At 61.1% G+C, this 4646-nt stretch carries 4 protein-coding genes; 1 reads left to right on the plus strand and 3 read right to left on the minus strand.

The window, feature by feature from the left end:
• The first annotated feature begins 110 nt into the window (after positions 1–110).
• Positions 111–1703: a bifunctional phosphoribosylaminoimidazolecarboxamide formyltransferase/IMP cyclohydrolase gene (purH, locus tag NW857_RS09900; protein ID WP_414335126.1), complete on the plus strand. Its 1593-nt coding sequence runs from the start codon at positions 111–113 to the stop codon at positions 1701–1703.
• On the opposite strand, the gene NW857_RS09905 is transcribed toward purH, so the two are convergent.
• The 3 genes from NW857_RS09905 to NW857_RS09915 form a co-directional block, all read right to left on the minus strand.
• Positions 1688–2221 (minus strand): pentapeptide repeat-containing protein, encoded by a 534-nt coding sequence (locus tag NW857_RS09905; protein WP_414336441.1) that lies wholly within the window; start codon positions 2219–2221, stop codon positions 1688–1690. The two genes, purH and NW857_RS09905, sit on opposite strands and share 16 nt — an antisense overlap.
• 103 nt (positions 2222–2324) lie before the next feature.
• Positions 2325–3527, minus strand: a complete 1203-nt coding sequence (locus NW857_RS09910) for a carbohydrate ABC transporter permease (RefSeq protein WP_414368830.1) — start codon at positions 3525–3527, stop codon at positions 2325–2327.
• 108 nt (positions 3528–3635) lie between these two features.
• On the minus strand, positions 3636–4646 hold a 1011-nt coding region (locus NW857_RS09915), incomplete at its 5' end, for an extracellular solute-binding protein (protein WP_414368831.1).

Raw genomic sequence — 4646 nt, forward strand, 5'->3', positions numbered from 1 at the left:
TTAGCAAGAGAGGTGTTGGTCTGTAAAAATCCAAGTCACTCGGAAGATGGGGCGGCTGACGCGGTATGCTGTGGGGGCGCTGAGCTGTTTTTGACTGATCACGCCGTCCGATGCTGCTTCAGAATCCTGTAGCTTTGTTGAGTGTTTCCGACAAGACCGGGCTCATCCCGCTGGCCCAGGCCCTTGTCCAGGAGCACGGCTTTCAACTGCTCAGCAGCGGGGGCACGGCCAAGGTGCTCTCAGAAGCCGGGATCCCGGTCACGCCTGTTTCGGCCCACACCGGCGCGCCAGAGATCCTGGGGGGACGGGTGAAGACGCTGCACCCCCGCATTCACGCCGGCATTTTGGCCCGTCTGGATCATCCCGCAGACCAAGCGGATCTGGAGGCGCTGGGGATCCCTCCCATCCAACTGGTGGTGGTCAATTTCTACCCTTTTGAGCAGACGGTAGCGCAGGCAGAGGTGTCTCTGGCGGAAGCTTTTGAGCAAATCGATATCGGCGGGCCCACTTTGGCGCGGGCGGCAGCCAAAAATTATCCCTACGTTACGGTGCTGACGGATCCCAGCCAATATCCCCGGTATTTACAACTGTTATCCGGCGGGGATGGGGAAACGGAGCAGTTGGCGTTTCGCTTTCAGTGTGCCCGTCGGGCTTTTGAGCAGGTGCTGGCCTACGACCGCGCCATCGTCAACTACCTGGCCCGGCAGTCTCAAGCTCCCCCGACCGCTCCCGAACCTGTTTTTCAACTGCGAGGGATCCCCTGGCAGCGCCTGCGCTATGGGGAGAACCCCCACCAAGCTGCCACTTGGTACGTGGTGGATCCGGCTGCCCCCGGCTGGCATCGGGCCCAACAATTGCAAGGGAAGGAGCTAAGCTACAACAACCTGCTGGATCTGGAGGCGGCCCGCGCTCTGGCGGCGGAATTGAGCCTGTGTCTGGCCGGCGAGCACGACCCCGGACAGGCGGTGGCGGTGGTGGTGAAGCACAACAACCCCTGTGGCGTGGCTGTGCGCCCATCGCTGGCTGCTGCCCTGGAGGCGGCGCTGGCTGCCGACCCGGTTTCGGCCTTTGGGGGCATCGTCGCCCTTACCCAAACCTTGGATCGGGAGACCGCCCAGCGCCTGGCGGAGCCTTTTTTGGAATGTGTAGTTGCCCCCGCTTGCACCCCAGAGGCGGCTGAGCAGCTGGCGGCCAAAAAAAACCTGCGGGTCTTGGTCTTGCCGGACTTTTGTGTGGGGCCGGCCCAGACCCTTCGCACCCTGGCCGGGGGCTTCCTGGTGCAAGAGGCGGACCGGCTCCAGGGATCCGACCGCCAACAGTCCTGGCGGGTGGTGACCGAGCGCCAGCCCACCCCGGCAGAGTGGTCAGATCTGGAGTTTGCCTGGATCGTTTGCAAGCACGTGAAATCCAACGCCATTGTTGTCGCCCGGCAGGGACAGACGATGGGCATTGGGGCCGGCCAAATGAACCGGGTGGGGGCCGTGGAGATCGCCCTCAGGCAGGCCGGCGCGCGGGCGGCGGGAGCGGTTTTGGCCAGCGACGGCTTTTTCCCGTTTGCCGACAGTGTGGAGGCAGCCGTCCGGGCCGGGATCCGCGCCATCATTCAGCCGGGAGGCAGCATTCGGGATGCCGATTCCATCGCTGCCGCTAACGCTGCCGGTATTGCCATGGTCTGCACCGGCAGGCGTCACTTTTTGCACTGAGGGCAGCCCAAACTCTCGCAAGTGGCAACGCCTGTCACGGGGTGGGATCCCTCGGCTCGCTCGCACAACTGCCGCAGAGCCGCCCGATCCACGTAGGCCTCGCTGAAATCGGCGCCGGCAATCTGCGCCCCCTGCCAAGCCGCTCGCGCGGCAATCGCCCCTGTAAGGTTGGCCCCCCTGAGATCGGCTCCGGCCAAATTGGCCAGATCCAAGAGGCTATTGCTCAAGTCGGCGCCCGACAGATTGGCCTCTGCCAGATTGGCTTTGGTAAATGCCGCCCCCGCAAGGTTGGCCCCATGCAGATCGGCGCCCTGCAAGTTGGCCCCGACAAAGCTGCTGCCCCGACAATCTTGGCCGGACAAATCCTGACCCTGCAGATCGGCATTGCTGAAATTGAGACGGGTTTGGCTGCCTGCCGGGGCTCCCCAGAGGAGCCACAGCAACAGAATGGCCGCCAGCAAGATGCCCAGCTTCCCGAAGTTGCGCCGGCAGGTCGAGGGGTTGGATTTTGCAGCCATTGGGGATCCCTAGATTGCTCGGCCACCATTCTTGCCGATTTTCTTCTCGCTCATCACACAGGGGCTGCTGCAAACTTCGATGCACCTCCCCTTGCAGCAGAGATTATCCGCCGTAGGTCACATTCCGCTCGGTGGTGCGAAATTGCAGGATCGTCAGCCCCACCACAATGAGAAACAGCACAATGGATTGCGCAGCAGCCCTGCCCAAATTTCCCGAAGACACTCCAATTTTGTAGATCTCGTAGATCAACACCGAGGTGGATCCCGAAGGGCCGCCGGCAGTCAGCAAATCAATGGTGCCAAAGATATCGAAAAATGCATAGGTCATGTTGGTAATCACCAAAAAGAAGGTGATGGGGGAAAGCAGGGGTAGGGTAATGGCAAAAAAGCGACGAAGAGCGCCGGCTCCGTCAATGGCAGCCGCCTCCAGCAGATCTTTGGGCAGATTTTGTAGACCGGCCAGGTAAAACAAAATGTTGTAGCCCATCTGCTTCCAAACGCTGGCAAAGATCACCACCCAAGGGGCCAAGTTGGGATCGCTCAGCCAGTTCAAACGTGGGATCCCTACCAGCCCCAGTAAATAGTTAGCTACGCCGCCCAAAGGGTTGAACAGGATGAAGAAGATGATCCCGGCCACCGCCGGCGAAATGGCGTAGGGCCAGATCAGCAAGATGCGATAGATCGCCGCTCCGCGAATGGGCTGGTAGGCCAACGTGGCGATCAACAGGGATCCGCTCAGTCCCAGCACCACGATGGCCGCCGAAATGGCAAAGGTAATCCCCAGGCTGCGCAGATAGGCGGCATCCGTCAGCAAGGCAGTAAAGTTATCCACACAAACGAAGCGGCTGCGCGGCGCCCCCACAAAGGTGAGCAGGGTGGAAAGGCGCAGGGTATCCAGCCCTGGGTAGTAGAGAAACACCACCAAGATCGTGAAGGTGGGCAACAGAAGCAGCCAGGCCAGCCACCCCTGCTTGAAGATACCCCTCTCTTGGGGAGTTGCTCTTTGGATCCCCAGGCGGCGCTCCTGTTCCTTGCGGATCCACGCCAGCAGCGGCCAGAGGGGGATGGCCATGCCCGCCAGCACCAGCCCCACGCCAAAAACCAGGTCGATAACCTTACGCTCCGGCGCAAAGGTGCAAAAATCCAGCGGCACCATGAAGATCAGGGATCCCAGCCCTCCTGCCAGCCCCCCCAGAGCCGCCCCCAGCAGCACAGGTCGCTCGATGCGCCGAAAACGGGATCCCACCCAGAGGGCCCCTGACAACCCTGCCAGCAGTGGCACCAGCACTTGGATCCATTGCCCCATGTTCTCTCTCCCCTCTAACCTTGCAAAAGCCAGGAAAGGGGCAGGCCGCCGCCCACCCCCTATCCTCGATTTCGCCGTCAATCTGGCGGCATCCTAGCTCCTAACCAATTACTGATAGAGGGAGTTGTACTCGGCCAGCAGGCGGTTGGCAGTCTCGTTGGCCTTGGCCATGGCTTGGGCCGGCTCCCCGCCTTTGAGCATGAGATCCTCCATGGTTTGGGTGACCACATTGCGAATCTCGGGAAAAGCCCCCAACAGCGCCCCACGGGTGGCAGGAGTGACCTTGGAGTTGTTGATTTGGTCGCTGGCGGTGAAGAAGTTGGGGTTTTCCTTGAACCAGCCCTGCGACTCCAGCAAGGCTACCGAGCTTTTGCGAATGGGCAGATAGCCGGTTACCTTGTGCCATTCGGCAGCATTTTCGGTGTTATTCAGCCACAACATGAAGGTCAGCGCCCCCTCTTCCACCTCTTTGGGCAGATCTTTCACCAACCAAAGGCTGGCGCCCCCAATCAAGTTCCCCGTCCAACCCTTGTCGGCGTTGTAGGGCATGCGGGTGGTGACCAGCTCGATGTTGTTCTGCTTGGCGGCGTTGGTGATGTTGGCCGCGTCGGCGCTGCTGGTGATGGCCATGGCAACGGTGCCGGTTTGGATGGCCTGCTCCGTGGCCGCCCAATCCCGCTGCTTGCCGCTGTAGATGTAGTAGCGTTTGTCGTACATCCCTTTCCACCAAGTAGCAATGGCTACTGAAGGCTCCGAGTCCAAAAAGACCTGGGTGGCCCGGGCGGCACGGCCATTTTCGTTGTTGGCCAAGAGAGCATCTTGCTGCGCCATCCACTGCTCGTAGAACCAGCCGTGGTTGGGCCAGGTGACGCAGCCCTGGGGCGCATCGGGAAGCGCCATGATCTTCTCGCAGGCGGCTTCCAGCTCCTGCCAGGTGGCCGGCGGCTTCTCGATCCCGGCTTTCTTCAAAATGGCGGTGTTGGAGTAGAGGATGGGGCTGGAGCTGTTCCAGGGCATGGAGGTGAACTTGCCGTCCAGGGTGTAGTAGCTCACCACCGGCTCGATAAAATCGTCGAAGTTCACCGGGATCCCGTTCACCTCGGTGCGGTTGCCCAGCGC

The sequence above is a fragment of the Synechococcus sp. H55.9 genome, from assembly GCF_047462355.1.
Lineage (GTDB): Bacteria > Cyanobacteriota > Cyanobacteriia > Thermostichales > Thermostichaceae > Thermostichus.

Coding starts and splice junctions, on each gene's coding strand:
- purH (WP_414335126.1), top strand. CDS start 111: ATGCTGCTTCAGAATCCTGTAGCTTTGTTGAGTGTTTCCGACAAGACC.
- NW857_RS09905 (WP_414336441.1), bottom strand. CDS start 2,221: ATGGCTGCAAAATCCAACCCCTCGACCTGCCGGCGCAACTTCGGGAAG.
- NW857_RS09910 (WP_414368830.1), bottom strand. CDS start 3,527: ATGGGGCAATGGATCCAAGTGCTGGTGCCACTGCTGGCAGGGTTGTCA.